This is a genomic window from Clostridia bacterium (assembly GCA_012841935.1).
GTDB lineage: Bacteria > Bacillota > Peptococcia > DRI-13 > DTU073 > DUTS01.
Genome location: DUTS01000051.1, coordinates 1 through 16,944 on the forward strand (window position 1 = coordinate 1; position 16,944 = coordinate 16,944).

At 37.1% G+C, this 16,944-nt stretch carries 17 protein-coding genes and 1 tRNA gene; 8 read left to right on the forward strand and 10 right to left on the reverse strand.

Annotated elements, in window-relative coordinates:
- Window positions 1–71 precede the first annotated feature (71 nt).
- Both GX687_03025 and GX687_03030 read right to left on the reverse strand, forming a co-directional pair.
- Complete coding sequence (locus GX687_03025) at window positions 72–1,058, reverse strand: DUF4349 domain-containing protein (GenBank protein ID HHX96422.1); 987 nt, start codon at window positions 1,056–1,058, stop codon at window positions 72–74.
- Entirely contained in the window at window positions 1,048–1,722 is a 675-nt protein-coding gene (locus GX687_03030) for a sigma-70 family RNA polymerase sigma factor (protein HHX96423.1), read from the reverse strand. Before GX687_03030 ends, GX687_03025 begins: the two co-directional genes overlap by 11 nt.
- 116 nt (window positions 1,723–1,838) lie before the next feature.
- Here GX687_03030 and GX687_03035 point away from each other — a divergent pair, with 116 nt between their 5' ends.
- Both GX687_03035 and GX687_03040 read left to right on the forward strand, forming a co-directional pair.
- A complete protein-coding gene (locus GX687_03035) occupies window positions 1,839–2,126 on the forward strand; it encodes a hypothetical protein (protein ID HHX96424.1) in 288 nt (95 codons plus the stop codon).
- 163 nt (window positions 2,127–2,289) lie between these two features.
- A tRNA-Leu gene (locus tag GX687_03040) sits at window positions 2,290–2,376 on the forward strand.
- A gap of 58 nt (window positions 2,377–2,434) precedes the next feature.
- Here the strand turns inward: GX687_03040 and GX687_03045 are convergent.
- A complete protein-coding gene (locus tag GX687_03045; protein ID HHX96425.1) occupies window positions 2,435–3,793 on the reverse strand; it encodes an MATE family efflux transporter in 1,359 nt (452 codons plus the stop codon).
- A gap of 167 nt (window positions 3,794–3,960) precedes the next feature.
- Here GX687_03045 and GX687_03050 point away from each other — a divergent pair, with 167 nt between their 5' ends.
- From GX687_03050 to GX687_03060, 3 genes are all read left to right on the forward strand, one after another.
- Window positions 3,961–4,209 (forward strand): DUF1540 domain-containing protein, encoded by a 249-nt coding sequence (locus GX687_03050; protein ID HHX96426.1) that lies wholly within the window; start codon window positions 3,961–3,963, stop codon window positions 4,207–4,209.
- A gap of 92 nt (window positions 4,210–4,301) precedes the next feature.
- A complete protein-coding gene (locus tag GX687_03055; GenBank protein ID HHX96427.1) occupies window positions 4,302–5,537 on the forward strand; it encodes a copper amine oxidase in 1,236 nt (411 codons plus the stop codon).
- A gap of 5 nt (window positions 5,538–5,542) precedes the next feature.
- Entirely contained in the window at window positions 5,543–6,055 is a 513-nt protein-coding gene (locus tag GX687_03060; GenBank protein HHX96428.1) for a hypothetical protein, read from the forward strand.
- Window positions 6,056–6,077: 22 nt separating this feature from the next.
- On the opposite strand, the gene GX687_03065 is transcribed toward GX687_03060, so the two are convergent.
- From GX687_03065 to GX687_03085, 5 genes are all read right to left on the reverse strand, one after another.
- Window positions 6,078–7,448 (reverse strand): ABC transporter permease, encoded by a 1,371-nt coding sequence (locus GX687_03065; GenBank protein ID HHX96429.1) that lies wholly within the window; start codon window positions 7,446–7,448, stop codon window positions 6,078–6,080.
- Window positions 7,441–9,153: a hypothetical protein gene (locus tag GX687_03070; protein ID HHX96430.1), complete on the reverse strand. Its 1,713-nt coding sequence runs from the start codon at window positions 9,151–9,153 to the stop codon at window positions 7,441–7,443. The genes GX687_03065 and GX687_03070 overlap by 8 nt, the downstream gene beginning before the upstream one ends.
- Complete coding sequence (locus tag GX687_03075) at window positions 9,150–9,857, reverse strand: ABC transporter ATP-binding protein (protein HHX96431.1); 708 nt, start codon at window positions 9,855–9,857, stop codon at window positions 9,150–9,152. The genes GX687_03070 and GX687_03075 overlap by 4 nt, the downstream gene beginning before the upstream one ends.
- 32 nt (window positions 9,858–9,889) lie before the next feature.
- The gene (locus GX687_03080) at window positions 9,890–11,386 is read right to left on the reverse strand and encodes a threonine synthase (protein HHX96432.1); all 1,497 of its coding nucleotides are present in this window, start codon (window positions 11,384–11,386) and stop codon (window positions 9,890–9,892) included.
- 186 nt (window positions 11,387–11,572) lie between these two features.
- Window positions 11,573–12,703: a M20/M25/M40 family metallo-hydrolase gene (locus tag GX687_03085; protein HHX96433.1), complete on the reverse strand. Its 1,131-nt coding sequence runs from the start codon at window positions 12,701–12,703 to the stop codon at window positions 11,573–11,575.
- A 193-nt stretch (window positions 12,704–12,896) separates the two neighbouring features.
- Between GX687_03085 and hydE the strand changes: the two genes are divergently transcribed.
- Genes hydE through GX687_03100 form a run of 3 tightly spaced genes read left to right on the forward strand, consistent with a single transcriptional unit; the run spans window position 12,897 to window position 15,516 of the window.
- Entirely contained in the window at window positions 12,897–13,880 is a 984-nt protein-coding gene (gene hydE, locus GX687_03090; GenBank protein ID HHX96434.1) for a [FeFe] hydrogenase H-cluster radical SAM maturase HydE, read from the forward strand.
- The gene (gene hydG / locus GX687_03095) at window positions 13,880–15,256 is read left to right on the forward strand and encodes a [FeFe] hydrogenase H-cluster radical SAM maturase HydG (protein ID HHX96435.1); all 1,377 of its coding nucleotides are present in this window, start codon (window positions 13,880–13,882) and stop codon (window positions 15,254–15,256) included. Before hydE ends, hydG begins: the two co-directional genes overlap by 1 nt.
- Window positions 15,257–15,267: 11 nt before the next feature.
- A complete protein-coding gene (locus tag GX687_03100; protein HHX96436.1) occupies window positions 15,268–15,516 on the forward strand; it encodes a CopG family transcriptional regulator in 249 nt (82 codons plus the stop codon).
- A 37-nt stretch (window positions 15,517–15,553) separates the two neighbouring features.
- On the opposite strand, the gene GX687_03105 is transcribed toward GX687_03100, so the two are convergent.
- Both GX687_03105 and GX687_03110 read right to left on the reverse strand, forming a co-directional pair.
- Window positions 15,554–15,958, reverse strand: a complete 405-nt coding sequence (locus GX687_03105) for an Hsp20/alpha crystallin family protein (GenBank protein HHX96437.1) — start codon at window positions 15,956–15,958, stop codon at window positions 15,554–15,556.
- 52 nt (window positions 15,959–16,010) lie between these two features.
- Window positions 16,011–16,944 (reverse strand): Glu/Leu/Phe/Val dehydrogenase (locus GX687_03110; protein HHX96438.1); only part of this gene is annotated, 934 nt, incomplete at its 5' end.

Sequence of the window (16,944 nt, forward strand, 5' to 3'; positions counted from 1 at the left end):
ACTACTTTATCACTTTATTTCTTCTATTATAAAGAAAAAAGGTGTACAAAGGAAATTTCTGTACACCCATTTTATTTAAAACACCAAATTAAATAACCTATAATCCCTAAAACCGCTAAAAATGGGAGTAAAGCAACCAAACCAATTAGTAAATTTTTAAGTGCTTGCCCAAAAACTTTTTGGACTTGAACCAACGAAAAAACCGGTTTAAGTTCCAAATCCAAAGAAACTAAATCTGCTTCTTGCTCAAGACTGTGCAGCTTGCTATCCAAAGTCACCAATTCTAAACGGGTAGTGGTTAATTCTTTTTCCAATGCCAATTGTTCAATCCCGTCCGTCGACTGAGCCAAACGTGCTGCTTTATTATCCAGAATTTCTCGCTGTTTCATCACTTCCTGATATTCTTGGCTTAAATCGAGAACAGTAGTTTTACTATAATCAATTTCCCCCCAGGTACCTACTTCTGTTAAAAAATCGGAGTATTCACTTACAGGGATTCTCATACTTAAAACACCCCGATTATCTTCTTCTACCACATAACCTCCCTTTGTTTCCAGCATTTCTTTTAAGGATTCAAGTACTTCCTGCTGATCAGGCACTTTTAAAATAAGTTCAGCCTGCTTTTTCTTTTTTTCAACCACCGCAAAATTATCAACCGCCATTTTAGCCATCATTTGCGGCATAAATTCTTGTTCCAGATTCTCCAAAACCTCAACTTCATTTGGCTGAAAAATCGGTAAAAAAACAATTAACAACAAAATGGTTAAAACAGCAGGAGCTAAAAACAGTGCTCTTTTTAAATTTAACAATCTATCCCCAAAGTGGCCTGCTTTTTTAACTTCACTTGCCACCTGCTGATAAATCTCACGCCGCAAACTAGCCGGAGGGGTTACTTCTTTCAAAACCGATAATTGCTCAACTAAATCTTTTAAAGCCATAAATTCCGCATAACAATCAGCACATTCATTTAAATGCTCTTCAATTGCCTCTCTTTCCGTATGTGCCAACTCTTTATCCAAGTACAATGATAATTTCTCTAAAACGGTTTCACATTTCATTTTTTTCCCCCCCTTTCACTTTGTTTCGACCTGAAAAGGAAGCATTTTGTTCCTGTTGGGTTAATAGCTTCTCACGTAAATAACCTCTCCCCCTACTAATTCTAGATTTTACCGTACCTAATGAACATTCCATCAGTTCGGAAATTTCCTGATAGGAAAAACCTAAAACATCCCGTAAAACTACCGCCAAACGAAATTCCGGGGAAAGAGTACCTAACAATTCCCCCAAATCCTGTCGTAATTCCCTTTTTGTATATATAGCTTCCGGTCCAGGTTGTGAAGAAGGAATTTGTTTATGTACTTCACCATCATGAAGACTAATTTTTTCATCCAAAGAATCCACTGGCAAACGATAACGCTTTCGTAATTCATCTTTACACAAATTAGCGGTAATACGATAAAGCCATGTGGAGAAAGAAGCCTCACCCCGAAAGCCTTCTAAATATTTAAAAGCTCTAAAAAAGGCCTCTTGGGTCATATCTTGAGCATCCTCAACATTTCCCATCATCCGATAAGCAAAATTATAAATTTTATGTTCATAAAGGCTTACTAACTCCTCAAAAGCCTCTAAATCCTTTTTTTTACTTCGTTCTATTAAAAGTTGCTCACTATTCACTAACACCTGCCCCCTGTCAATGAACTGACCTTGTCCTGATTCTATCATATTTCTTTAAAAAAGTGGATAACCTGAAAGAAAGAGGGGAAAATACTATTGGAAAGGAGGCTAATTAGTCGACTTTTGTAAAAGGCGGTTAAATCTAAAAAAGGGAGGTTACAATGATGCCCGAAAACAAAAAAGGTAAACATTATCGTCAAAAAAATAATCAAAAAAAAGCTAGACAATATGGCGAAGAAATCGCCGAAGAATTATCCCAGGACAAACAAAATCTTTGGCAAACAACCACTAAAACAGAACAAAAATCAGATCAGTATCAGCGTGAAGTAGCCCAGGATTTCTTAACAGACCAAGGACGTTTCAGGGCTACCGTACCTGGTTTGGATGAAGAAACAAGTGAAGAGTTTGCCGCCGAAAGAAGAATGAACAAAAAGCAGAAAAAAAATAAGTAATAAACCGCCATAAATATACCCCAAAAGAGAAGGGCAGCTGCCCTTCTCTTTCATGTCCAAGCCTTTTAATTTCTTAATTACGTCCACTGAATTTTATCCGGTGGATTTATTGACAGTACCCCATATTTTTGTTACAATAAATCTTGCCTTGCAAACTAAATAAGCCGCGGTGGCGGAATCGGCAGACGCAGCAGACTCAAAATCTGCCGTACGTAAGTACGTGGGGGTTCAAGTCCCTTCCGCGGCACCAGTATATTCAGCAAATTTGCTTTTAACATAAAAAGCGGAGCTCAAGAGAGCCCGCTTTTTTATTGGAGATATGGACAAGTTTGGTCGGATATTTTCCCGGCTAGACTGCGGGTTAAATTTTTCACCCATGCACCAGACTTTAAGCGAGAAACACATAATATACATTTACAGATTTCTTCCACAATAGCTAAACCATAAACCATATATACCGGGAGTTGAAACAAAAAGGCTCCCATAATTGTCAGAGGTACCCCAATAATCCACATGGTAAAAGCCTCAATCAAAAGTGAGTATTTGGCATCACCACCACCGCGTAAAACTCCGACAATCAATACATGGTTCAAAACCCTAATAACAAAAGTAAAGGCAATAATGTAGCTAATAATTTGAGCTGCTTTTTTTACGCTAGAGGAAACAGTAAAGAAACTTAAAATAAGAGGTGTAGAAATTGCCAATAAACCTCCCAAACCAAAACCAACCATGATAGAGAGAAGGGCAAAATTACGGGCATAATTTTTACCTTTAATTTGATCACCAGCACCAATACTATTTCCTACCATTACCGCAGCCGCACTAGATAAACCACAAACGACCACTAAGAAAAGATTATTAATGGTATTGCAAATTTGAACTGTAGCCACAGCCTGTGTGCCCATCCGCCCATAAACCACCATATATACAAAACTAGCCAGTCCCCAACAAAGATCATTTAAAATAACAGGTAAAATGGTATGATAAGCCCTTTTAACAAATTTTAAAGAAAAATCGGTCAGTTCTCTAAAAGTAGCAGCCAAAACCGATTTACTACCATAAACCCAAATTAATAAACAGCACATTTCCATTACCCGAGCAATGACCGTAGCTATTGCCGCTCCTCTTACCCCCAAAACTGGTGCCCCGAATTTACCAAAAATTAAGAGGTAATTGAAAAAAGCATTAACTATCAAAGCAAAAGCACTAATAATCATTGGCTGCAAAGCTCTACCTATTGACCTAGAAGAATAACTATAGACAAGAGTGATCGCTATAAAAGGATAACTAATAAGAGCAATTCGCAAATAATCAATTCCCAATTGAATTACCAAAGGATCATCACTAAACAATAACATAATTTTATCGGGGTAAAGTAAACCAAAAAATATAAAAACAAGGGAAATAATAAGTGCGGAACCGAGACCAATACCAATGATCCTTTGAATATTTGTCTTGTCCTTTATTCCCCAAAATTGGGCAATAAAAACATTACAACCAGCACTTAAACCTATTAAAAGCACGGCAAATAAAAAGAAGTATTGATTGGCAATTCCCACAGCTGCAATTTCCGTTTCACCTAATCTGCCTACCATTACAGTGTCAATCATGTTTAAAAAAGAAACAATAAAATTTTGTAAAGTAACTGGAACTGCAATTATTAACATTTGTTTATAGAAATTTCGATCAGCATTTAGTAACAACAATTTTTAACCTCCTTTACTCCTACCTCCCTAACATTCTACTGTTATTGACTACTTTCTTCAACCCATACATATTAACTAGAGGTTTAACACAAAATAGAATTGAAAATATTTAAGAAAGGGAGAAAAAAATGCCACAGCATATTCATTGTTTAGTACACGACTGCCATTATTGGGGTCAAGGCAATAAATGTGAAGCAGAAGAAATTTTAATTGCCACCGATTCTTTTGGACATTCACAACCTGACAGTATCGACTGTGAAATGGCCCAAGAATTAACCCCCAAATCGGCGGGAACATGTATGGCTACCTGCTGCAAAACCTATGTTCCCAAAGGCTCAGATAAAATAAAAAGCGATAGTGTACGAAAAAAATCTTAATTTCACTAAAGGAGTCTCCGCAGAGACTCCTTGCTATTTTAAGAAAAGAAAAAGATATGTTAAAATAGAGGTATTAGGAAAGGAGCTTAAAAATGACCAATAAACTACTTAGATTCCTATTAATTATTGCCCTTTTAATGCCACTACCTGTTTTAGCCTCAACACCACTGCAGGTCTATGTAGATGATCTACCCTTAAGTTTTGATGTACCACCATTAATTCAAGAAGGACGGGTTTTGGTGCCCTTTCGAAAAATAGCGGAAAGACTTCATTTAAATGTGGAATGGGAAGAAAAAACACAAACCGTTAAGGCTTCTTCACCTACAACCACTTTACTTTTAAAAATAGGCAGTAAAATTGCCGTACATAATGATCAAGAAATAGAACTTGATGTACCACCACAAATAATTGAGGCAAGAACTTTAATTCCACTGCGTTTTTTTGGCGAAACATTCGGAAATGAAGTAGCCTATCAAGCAGGAATGGTTAAAATTAAAACACCACCTCAAAAAATGTTAGTTAGTGCATTTTATGCCCTTGGAAGTAAAACAGCCAGTAGTTGGACTAATTTATTCACACGTGAATATCCGGAAACAAATCAAGGACATACTGATTTAGTAGGAGAAATTGCTCTTGGTTGGTATTCCCTAGACAAAGAAGGAAATTTATTAACTCGAAGTACCACCGGATGGCAAAAACCAAGTGGTTGGTTAGATGTACTAACTGCCGCCAAAAAATATGATTTACATACTGAAATGGTAGTTCATTTAACTGATGCCAACTCCCAATTAAGCAATTTAATTGCTAATCCCCATGCAGTTGAAAAAGCGGTAAAAAATATTGCTCAAGCAGCTGCCCATTATGACGGAGTTAATCTAGATTTTGAAGGTTTGGGCTGGCGGGAAAGTGGTGAAACCTTAAGACAAACACAAATTAATTTTACTCGTTTTGTAAAACAATTAGCGGAAAAACTCCCAGAACACACTCTTACATTAACCTTACATCCTTTAAATAGTGCCTATTTAGGTTATGACTATGAGGCCTTAAATCATTATTGTGATACCATGATCATCATGGCTTATGATTATGGTCCTAAACCAGAACCAATAAAACAAGTAAATGAAGCTATTGAAAAAGCTCTGACTTTTGTACCACCCCAAAAATTAATTTTGGGTATTTCCCTTCCCAGCGAAACAGCGGCTAGTTTACCAGCTAAAATAGGTTTGGTTAAAGCCCATAATTTAAAAGGAATTGCTTTATGGCGTTTGGGTTTGGTTACCCCAGAAATGTGGTCGGTATTAAAAAGTGAAATTAAATTAAGGATGTGATTTTGATGGGGTATAATCCCCTATTTTATAATACCAAACAAGAAGTATTTACCTTTCCGGAAATGTTTGCCCGTATCTTAAAATTTATAAAAGAGGACCCTCAAAATTCGTACCGAATTGCAATAGGTACTGATTCCATGGTTAGAACTACCACCTGTTTTATAACCGCAGTCTTAGTACACCGTGTAGGCAAAGGTGCTATTGGTTTTCTAAAAAAAATTACTATCCCCCGACCAATTCATTCCTTACGTCAAAAAATTAGTTATGAAACTACATTCAGTCAGGAAATAGCTTATTTATTTACCCCAGAATTAATTGATGAGATTTACGAAACTATTTTACAAGCTGATCAAACCAAACATCTTGGTTTAGAAATTCATATTGATATTGGTCCCCGCGGACCGACACGGGAACTAATCAAAGAAATGATTAATCGTGTTAGCGGCATGGGGTTTGATGTAAAAATAAAACCACATGCTACAGCTGCCAGTTCTTTTGCAGACCGCTATACAAAATAAGGCAAGGCTATAAGCCTTGCCTTTATTCATTACGAATTGCTTTTAAAGGACTTAACTTTACTGCCCGATGAGCTGGATAGAGACCAGCAATTACACCAATCAGTAAAGAAAACAATAAAGCAAATAGAGCCAACCAAGACGGAATTAAGGAAATTTGCATAATTTCTTCCAGGGGCATCCCCTGATTGACATGACTATTAATAATTTGGTTAATGAGATAAGAGAGTCCATAACTCAAGCCTAAACCCCAAATCCCGCCAAATAAACCTATTAAGCCAGCTTCAGTCAGGAAAAGTGAATAAACATCACCAAAAGTAGCCCCGATAACCTTCATAACTCCAATTTCTTTAGTTCTTTCATAAATTGACATAATCATGGTATTAGTGATACCGATGGCGGCTACCAATAAAGTAATGGCACCAATACCACCCAATACGGCTTGGATCGTCCGTGAAGTTTTTTCGAAGCCCTCCAAATCATCAGCCATTGACCAACAATTATAACCTGAATCCCTTAACATCTGTGCTACCTGACTTGTTTTCTCTAAACTTTCAGTACGCACCAATAATGAATCATAAACATCTTTATTACGCTTATTTTCCCGATCCCTTACTTCCATTTTAGAAGCAGTGGGACCAAAATGGTCCTGATTCCGCTCCATACCCTCCATGACAAAACGACGGATTTTTTTAAGATCTTCAATAGGTGCATAAGCTTGCCAAGCATGTTCACCATATTCGTCATCTAAAATACCGACAACTAAAAAATTATAATTCCTCTTTTTTTCAAAATTATAATTGTTATGTACCATAAAAGCCAAACGCTGATCCAGCATTTCTTGCGGGTCCTTCTCTTCTCTAAGATCATATCGCCAAGTACCTTTTTCCATAGCACGCCGTTCATTTTCATCATAAAGATTTTGAATCACCTGTTGACCAACCACCATAACATTAGAATCACCGGCTTGTAGAAGTCTTCCAGAAGCGGCCTTAAATTCCAATTGTGGCATTAATTCTGGTACCAAACCAATCAAAGAAAGACCACCTTCCAATTTCCCCATTCGCACCTCACCATATAAATTAAAGCGAGGAGAAACGGCACTTACCCCGGGAATTTCATTAATTTCTTCCACAGCGGTATCATCTAATTCTTTAGATTCACCCACTGGTTCACCATCAGGATCAAAAATCATGCCGCGATGTACCTCGATTATAGATAAACTTCCCCATCGCTCCATATCTTGACGCTGAATTTCACTTAAGCCAATACCCAAGGAAAGCATCACCACAATTGAAGCCGTACCTATTAGAACCCCCAAAACCGTAAGAAAGGTTCTCATTTTACGCCGCCATAAATTTTGGCTGGCTAATTTAACAATATCTAGTTTATTCATCAAAAAACTCCTCAGCCGCTTTTTTACGCCTACACCGAAAAATGTAAACAGCTTCAATTAAAATAACTAGAAACAAAAAGACCGTAAAACCCTTACCACGTAAAAAAGCACTAAATTTGCCGCCTTCATCTATACCAGGAGTTTCTTCAAAACCATCTTTATCTACCGGCATAACAGGTCTTTCCATAACTTCCAAAGCAAATGGTTTTTCTAACCGCACTGATTGATTATTATTATCAATATAAGAGAAAACCATAGTACCTTCTAATTTGCCTTCTTTTTCCGGAATAATCGTACCTTGATAAAACTCACTAGCCCCAATATCTAAATTGCCAACATAATAAGTAGCATTTTCCTTAGGGAAATCACCTTCCATTGTTACCATAAAATTATCTAAAACAACTTTGCCCACATTAACAAATTCTGCCCCCACAAAAACAGGCTCACCAATAAAAACCTCTGTGGGTAATTCAAGATCTAGCACTTCTAATTTACATTCCTGAGTAACAGGAATATTAACTAATTCTTCACTAGTTAATGTTTTCCCATCTTTATCCTCATATTTAATTTCAACGGGAACAATATAGGTTTTAGCAGCTGCATTTGGATCTACATATAAATCTACCTTTTTTTCAATAATTGTTTTACCCGGAATAGAATCTACATAAAAACTATTACTACTATTTACCGGTGAAAAAACAGTACCACCTGTCCGACCCTCTCCACCCGCATCTTCAATTTTAATTACTCCCAAAGAGACCTTTACATTTTTAACCATATGTGGATTAGTATTTTCAATATAAAGATTGAGGGCAACCGTATTACCAGCTAAAATTCTTTCCGCCGATAACGTATATTTATTGACAATTACCCAAGGGGTTACTCCCCCACTAGTAGTTTCTTCTGGTAAAGGCAAATTTAGGACTTCCTCTAATTCCGCTTTTTCCTCTCCTAAATAATCATATTCGATTTTTAATTTTACCGTATTAGCTTTTTTATCTTCTTTAGCTATTAATTTATAAGTAATTTCCTGCGTGGCACCCGGCAATAATTTACGGATATTTTTACGATTAGTAATATCCTTAATCGTAAAATTAGAATCACCCTCCATAAAAAGCATAATATTTCGAGCTTCGGTAGTCTTACTTAAATTAGTTAAAGAAAAATTAACGGTAAAAGTTTCATCTTTAGCAGGACTTTCCGGCTGTAATGAAAGAGATTCCACCATTAAAATCGGTTTAGTTAAATCATATGTAACAGGAATTACAACATCTGTCTTGGTATTTTCTTTTCTTTCAAAAGTTACATCTTCTGCTGATAAACTAATCACTAACTTATAATCTTTATTTTGGGCAGCGGGATCTACATCAAAGGTAAATACTAAGGTTCTATTTTCCCCTCCATTTAATTCTTCTAAAGTGGTCTGGCCCTCTTTTAATTCAAAAGGGAATAAAGGTGTTTCCTCATCAGCATCCTTGACCTTAAAATTCAATTTCAAATTATAAGCAGGATTAGTACTAATATTACGCATAAACAAAGTCAGATTAAAACTACCACCGGCTATCGCCGGTTCCAAATCTACCTTTTCCAATGTAATCAAGGGTTGATACCCTATTAAATCAATCAATTCCGCCTGACAAGGGTTTACCACCCCCAGAAGACCAAATAAAAAGATAAAAATCCACACCCATTTTAAATTTTTCAATGTCCTACCCCCTTGGCTTTGTTTTCCCTAAGATTAATAATTCTTCCATCAATCATTTCCGCTACCCGATCCGCATAACCGGTTAAATTTAAATCATGAGTAACCATAATTAAAGTTACACCTGCTTCTCTAACTTTTTCACTTAAAATAGCCATTATCTCATGAGTAGTTTTAGTATCTAAATTTCCAGTCGGTTCATCAGCAAAAATAATTTGCGGATTATTAATTAATGCTCTGGCAATACTAACTCTTTGCTGCTGGCCCCCACTCATTTCCGTAGGTTTATTGCGTAAACGATCCTTTAAACCCATTTGTTTTAACATTTGATATGCCCGTCTTAAGCGTTCCTTTTTACTCACACCGGCAAAAACTAAAGGCAGAGCTACATTTTCCAAAGCAGTTAATGAAGGCAATAAATTATAGGATTGAAAAATAAAGCCCATATGTTTACGTCGAAAAGTAGCCATTTTTCTTTCCCTCATTTTAGTTAAAGGAACACCTCTTAAAAGTACTTCTCCTTTAGTCGCTCTTTCCAAACCAGCTACAACATGGAGTAATGTGGATTTTCCTGATCCAGATGTACCTAAAAGGCAAAAAAACTCACCCCGCCTAATAGTTAAATCCACATTATCCAAGGCTGTAATTACTTCTTGACCTAAACGATATTTTTTAGTTAAACCTTTGATTTCGATTAAAGGTGCCAAAAAAAAACCTCCCTTTTCCTTTAGGGACTTCTTCAGGGAATAAAAGTTCCCAAAATATTAAGCAATTCTTGTTTAATTTCCGTTTTAGAGGCCAAACGAGCATGTAATATTGGTTTTTCATGTAAATCCAATAAAACAGGATGAATTGACCAACCCGATTTTTTACTTAATTTACGCAGTAAAGCAAATTCATCTGTTTGACCGCTAATTTTAACATCAGGGAAAGCCCGTAGAACCGAAGCCGCAAACTTAAAAGGGCTCGCCGTGGAAACAACAATAGTTGCCCGGTCGTCTCTCGTTTCCACAGCATATTGTTCATAAACTTTCATCCCTACAGCAGTATGGGGATCTAATAAATAACCACTTTTTAAATAAATATTATTAATCATTGCCAAAGTTTCAGTTTCCGCAGCATAACCACCCCATAATATTTGCCGTATTTTTTCTAATAGTGGTTCACTAATGGAAAAACTACCCTTAACTTGCAAATCATGCATCCATTCACTTAATAAATTACCATTCCGCTCCGTCATTTCAAACAAAAAACGTTCCAAATTACTGGAAATAAGGATATCCATAGAGGGACTAATCGTTTGCTTAAGGGAACGCTGGCGATTATAAACACCACTATGAAAAAAATCAGTAAGTACCTTATTTTCATTAGAAGCACAAATTAACTTTCCTACTGGCACACCCATTTGGGCCGCATACCAGGCAGCCAAAATATTACCAAAATTACCTGTAGGTACCACAATATTTATGGCTTGGCCAAAATCTATCCCTCCCCCACTAACTAAATTTAAATAAGCAAAAACATAATAAACAATTTGCGGAACCAAACGCCCCCAATTAATCGAATTAGCTGAAGACAAAAGATATCCCTTTTCAGCTAAAAAGGAACGAAATTCTTGTTCCCCAAAAAGTGCTTTTACCGCGTTTTGACAATCATCAAAATTGCCCTTTACCCCCACCACATGTACATTTTTCCCCGTGGTTGTAATCATTTGTTTTTCCTGTAGACAACTAACCCCCTGATAAGGATAAAAACAAACAATTTGCAATCCCGGCACATTTTTAAAACCCTCTAAAGCCGCCTTACCTGTATCACCAGAGGTAGCTACCAAAATAATTACCTCTTTAGAAACCTGCGTTTTCTCCAAGGCAGCAGAAAGTAAATGAGGCATTAATTGTAATGCCAAATCCTTAAAGGCTGCCGTAGGCCCATGCCATAATTCTAAAAAATAGGTCCTTGCAGTTAAACGATACAAAGGGGCTATAGCTCGCCAGTTTTGCTTATCCCCATAAGCCTTATTTATACAAGCCTTTATTTCTTCCCTACTATAATCATCTAAATAAAGACTTAATACTTCCAAAGCTACTTCCTCATAAGATTTACCTAATAAGGATTCTAAATTTTTTATTACTGGAATTTTTTCCGGTACAAACAAACCACCATTAGGTACCATGCCTAATTTAATAGCTTGTGAAGCATTTACTGACTGATAATTATTTCTAGTGCTAATATACATTCTGTTCTCTCCATCCCAATTATTTTTCAAACATATCTATTTTACCATATTCTCAGGTAAGTGTACAAAAAATATTGTACTCGGAATAAGCTTACCACTTCTTACTAGGCTGATCCCTTTTTCAAGAAATTAATAACTAGCTGTTTCAATAAACAGCTCAATAAATTTCTCCGAACAAAACCTAATTCAAATTTTCTCACCAGAAACAAACTGAATAATGGCAGTCAAATAATGGGCTCCTTTAACTAAATCCTTGATCTTAATAGATTCTTTACAAGTATGAGCATTACACATCCCAATCCCTAAGTTAACCGTAGGTAAACCGCGTGCATTAAAATAATTGGCATCACTTGCCCCCCCAGAAGCAACCAGCTTTGGTTGTAAACCTAGGGCTTTCGCGGCCCCTATAGCTGCCTTGACTACCGATTCACTTTTAGCCAATTTAAAAGCCGAATATTCCCGCTCAGTCTCTATAGTTAACACTGCACCTGTTTTCTGACAAGCTCTTTCCAAACAACTTACCATTTCTTTAACCTGTTTAATCAATTTTTTTTCAGATAAACTGCGGGCTTCTCCGGCAAGCTCTACCCGATCGCAAATAATGTTGGTTACTTCTCCACCTTTAATTATCCCTATATTTGCCGTAGTTTCTTCATCAATTCGCTGTAAATTCATTTGACTAATTGCCTCAGCGGCAGTGCGAATGGCACAAATCCCCTTTTCCGGCTCCATACCGGCATGAGCTGCTTTACCGTGAATAATAACATTAAGCGTTTCCTGTACAGGTGCTTGATTAATTATCGTACCTGGTGCCCCATCACTATCTAACACAAAACCAAAAGCGGCCCTTAATAAATTTAAATCTAAATAACGAGCCCCCAAAAGACCAATTTCTTCTCCAATGGTAAAGACTATTTCTAAATCACCATGTGCTATTTTTTCTTCTTGCAAATGACGCAAGGTTTCTAAAATAATAGCAATCCCGGCTTTATCATCCCCACCTAAAATTGTCTCCCCATCACTATAAATAACTCCATTTTCAATACATGGTTTAATACATACACCTAAAGGTACAGTATCCATATGTGCCGAAATAAAAATAACCGGGGCCCCCCTTTTTTCACCCGGCAATCTAGCAATTATATTGCCGGCATCAGAACCAGCTTTTTTTCCCGCCTTTTGGTCAATAATTACTTCTAGACCCATAGTACGCAGCTTATTTTCTAAATATGCTGCAAACTTACCTTCTTGTCTACTCAAACTATCAATTTGTACCATTTCTATAAATTCCTGCACTAAACGTTTTTCTTGAATCATCATTTCACCCCCATGCTAATTATTTGCCTTTAACTTCCCTTTTACCTCCCAAAACGCTTAATTAGACAAACTTATTTTTTAAGGTTATAATAGAACCAACCTGATTACAAGGAGTTCGTTCTGCGTAAAAGGGGGAAGAAAGCATAGTGGCTTCTCCTTTTTAAGGAGTGGCCATTTTTTTTGGGGGAAAATTATGCAGACACTAATTGAACAATTAAAAAACGAACCTCCTTGGGCTTTAGCCGACAAAATCAGAGCAAAGTATTGTGGAAAGGAGGTTCAGATTAGGGGCATCATCGAATTTTCCAATTACTGTTTTCGCAATTGCCTCTATTGTGGTTTGCGAAAGGACAACAAGGCTTTAAAAAGGTACCGTTTGGAACCTGATGAAATTATAGCCATAGCTCAAAAGGCCTTTCAAGTAGGTTACAAAACCATAGTTTTGCAATCTGGAGAAGATCCCTATTATACACAAGAAATGATTACCTATATTATCAAAGGAATTAAAAAAATAGGTGATCTTGCCATTACCCTAAGTCTTGGTGAAAGAGAATATCAAGAATATGCTTGTTGGAAAAAAGCAGGTGCCGACCGCTATTTACTCAAACATGAAACTGCTGATCCCAAATTATATGCCCAATTACATCCCCAAGCCTCATTAGAAAAAAGATTACAATCATTATACCAATTAAAAGAATTAGGTTATCAAACCGGAAGTGGTTTTATTGTAGGCCTACCTGGTCAGACAGTAGAAACTATTGCCCAAGATTTATTAATCTTTAAAAAACTAGACGTGGAAATGGCCGGTATTGGTCCTTTTATTCCTCATCCTGATACACCTTTAGGAAAAAACAAAATTACCAAAGAAAGTATTTCCTTAACCCTAAAAGCAATTGCCCTCAGCAGAATTATGCTCAAAAGAACACATTTGCCTACTACTACTGCCCTGGAAGTAGCAGCTCGGGTAAATGCTTTTCAAATCGGGGCCAATGTAATTATGAGAAAAGTAATTCCTTGGTCTTATCGAAAACTATATGAAATTTACCCCCAAACTTTAGGGAAAGAAAAAACTCTGCTAGAAGAAAGAAAGGCAGTAGAAAAATATATTAAAGCTTGTGGGCGAATTGTCTCCCAAACTAGGGGAGACGCCATTTTACTAAATGAGGAGTTGATCTGATGACTATTATTAACGAAGAGGCTCTTTGGTCTGCCTTAACAAAAGGACAGAAAAAAGTAAAAGATCGGGCTTATGTACAAGCCCTACTGGCCAAAGCAAAAGAAGCTAAAGGCCTTTCTTATCAAGAATCCGCAGTGCTTTTACATTTAGAGGATCAAGATTTACTAGCCGAAATGTTCCAAACCGCAAGGACAATCAAAGAAAATATTTATGGGAAACGAATTGTTCTTTTTGCTCCCCTTTATGTTAGTAACTACTGTGTAAATAATTGCACCTATTGTGGTTATCAACAAAAAAATAAAGAATTAAAAAGGAAAAAATTAAGTAAGGAAGATTTGATTGAAGAGGTACGCATCCTAGAATCCTTAGGACATAAAAGATTAGCCTTAGAAGCCGGGGAAGATGATCACAATTGTTCTTTAGACTATATTTTGGATTGCATTCAAACCATTTATTCCATAAAATTTGATAATGGGGCCATTCGCAGAATTAATGTCAATATCGCCGCTACCACGGAAGAAAATTACCGCCGTTTAAAAGAAGCCGAAATCGGCACCTATATTCTTTTTCAGGAAACATACCATCAAGAAACTTACAAAAAAGTACACCCCCGAGGCCCAAAACACAATTACAAATGGCATTTAACTGCCATGGATCGGGCCTTAAAAGCAGGAATTGACGATGTGGGGATTGGTGTACTCTATGGTCTTTATGATCATAAATTTGATACCCTAGCTATGATTAAACATGCCGAACATTTGGACAACACCCATGGGGTCGGACCACATACTATTTCGGTACCACGCTTGAGAGCCGCCGCCGGTATTAATCTAAAGACCTTCCCTTATTTAGTAAATGACCAAGATTTCAAAAAAATAGTCGCTGTTTTAAGATTAACAGTTCCTTATACAGGGATGATTCTTTCTACTCGGGAAGTACCCCAATTCAGAGACGAAGTAATTGCCCTAGGCATTTCACAAATAAGTGCTGGTTCCTGTACCGGAGTAGGTGGTTACAAAAAAGGAGATAGCGGCCAATTCGAAATTGAGGATCACCGTTCTCCTGCCGAAATTTTAAAAAGCCTTTGCCTTTCAGGCTATATTCCCAGTTATTGTACTGCCTGTTATCGTAAAGGCCGTACCGGAGATCAATTTATGCCTTTAGCTAAATCAGGTGAAATCCATAATGTCTGTCTACCCAATGCTATTCTCACCTTCAAAGAATTTTTACTTGATTATGCTGACAGCGAACTAAAAAAGATTGGCGACCAAACTATTAACCAAGCTTTAGAAAGTATTCCCAAAAAAGCAACCCGTTTAGCCACACAAAAATACCTGTCTAAATTAGAACAGGGTGAAAGAGACTTTTATTTTTAAGAGGTGAAAAAATGAAAAAAAGAATCGGTATTATTGCCATCTTAGTAGAAAACAAACAAAGTGTACCTAAAACCAATGCTATTTTAAGCAGCCATGCCGAAATCATTATTGGTAGAATGGGGGTTCCCTACAAAGAAAAACAAGTCAATGTTATTTCAATTATTGTTGACGGAACCACCGATGAAATCGGTGCCCTTTCCGGAAAATTAGGCAATTTACCCGGGGTAACCGCCAAAACAGTTTTAGCATCTCCCCATTAATTATGATTACAAAAAAGTCGGGTGAACAATCACCCGACTAATTAATATCTACTTGCCTACCTTTTAATTTGGTAGGTTCTACTTTGGGAACCTTAATCGAAAGAATACCTTCTTTATATTCAGCTTGTGCTTCATCTGATTTTACTGCTGCGGGAAGTGGAATGGTACGCGAGAAACTGCCGAAAGCCCTTTCTGAGCGGAACATATTTTCATCTTTGTAATGTTCATCTTTTTTGGTTTGACCAGATAAACGTAATGTGTTTTCATCAATGAAAACTTTTAAATCCTTTTTAGAAACACCGGGGATTTCCGCTTTAACAATAATTTCCTCTTCGGTTTGGTAAACATCTACGCGAGGCCCACCTCGACCAAAAACAAAGGGCATATTATCCCAAAAATCACCAATTTCCCTTTTCATATTTCCCCATGGTATCAGCCCCATTTAAACAACCTCCTAAACTAGTTTTCTTTAGGATGTCCCTAAGGGGCTCATTTTATACCCAACCGCGAACTTGCATCGCCTCTACCAATCTAGCAGTAGCTATAGCAAAAGCAGCCAAACGATAATCTGGACAATTATTTTCCTGTTTAAACTTATAAATATCTTCATAGGCTTTATACATTAATTTTTCCAATCTTTCTTCCACTTCTTCGGCAGTCCAATAATAACCCATGCGATTTTGAACCCATTCAAAATAACTAACAGTTACTCCACCAGCATTAGTTAAAATATCCGGCAAAATGGTTACACCTTTTGCGGCCAAAATACGATCTGCTTCCGGAGTAGTAGGACCATTAGCCAACTCCGCAATCAATTTTGCTTTTACCATAGCGGCATTTTCCCGGGTAAGTACTTCCTCCAAAGAAGCAGGTAAAAGAATATCACAATCACAAGCCAAGAGCTTTTCCGGAGATATTTTCTGACCATGAGGATATGTTTCCAATGTCCCGGTGCGGGCTTTTATTTCTTGAGCTAAAGCAATATCTAAACCTTGTGGATCATAAATTGCTATTTTGGAATCAGCTATACCTACCACCTTACTACCTTCGGCCGCAAAAATGCGAGCGGCATTACCACCCACATTACCAAAACCATGAACCGCTATACGTGCATCCTTTAGGGATATACCCTCTTTAAGACAGGCAGCTTTAGTTACAAAAAAACTACCGCGAGCTGTGGCCGCATTTCGCCCTACCGAACCTCCAATACTAAGGGGCTTACCTGTAATAAAACCAAAATCATTTTGCTGTTTTAAAGTGGAAAACTCGTCTACCATCCAAGCCATAATTTGTGGATTAGTATACATATCTGGTGCGGGAATATCTTTATCAGAAGAAACAAACTGAGCAATAGCCCGAATATAGCCGCGACTCAAACGCTCTAATTCACCTTCAGATAATTCCTTAGTATTAACTGTTACACCACCT